This is a genomic window from Streptomyces hilarionis (genome assembly GCF_024539675.1).
Classification (GTDB): domain Bacteria; phylum Actinomycetota; class Actinomycetes; order Streptomycetales; family Streptomycetaceae; genus Streptomyces; species Streptomyces hilarionis.
In genome coordinates this window covers 1-406 of sequence record NZ_JAHHIT010000482.1, presented here as the reverse complement: position 1 = coordinate 406, position 406 = coordinate 1, and the positions used below count along the sequence as shown (strand labels likewise).

General features: G+C 56.9%; 1 protein-coding gene. It reads left to right on the top strand.

Annotated features, from left to right (window positions below):
* On the top strand, nucleotides 1–387 hold a 387-nt coding region (locus tag KMS84_RS44005), incomplete at its 5' end, for a single-stranded DNA-binding protein (protein WP_256921394.1).
* Nucleotides 388–406 lie beyond the last annotated feature (19 nt).

The following is a 406-nucleotide window of genomic DNA, read 5'->3' as shown; positions in this document are numbered from 1 at the left end:
CGCTTACTGCGGCTAAATGTGTACTTCGACAACCCTATCCCACGTGAGGGCAGCTATGAAGATCGAGGTGGTTATTGGGCGCCGGTTGAGCTCTGGCACCGCGAGGCTGAGCACTGGAGCACGCTGTACCAGAAAGGCATGCGAGTGCTGGTTGAAGGTCGTACCGTGCGCGATGAGTGGGAGGACAGCGAAGACAATGCGCGGGTCACCTTCAAGATTGAGGCCCGTCGAGTCGGCATCCTGCCTCACCGGTTGCACAGCGTGGTCATGCGCGAACGCTCCAGTGAATTCGCGGCATCTGCGACACACGTAGAGAAAAGTACAGAACAGGGTAGTTCACCTGCGTCGAAACCCAGAAAGCGCAGAGGACAGCCACCTACTGACTGATAGACTTTCAGGCATGAAA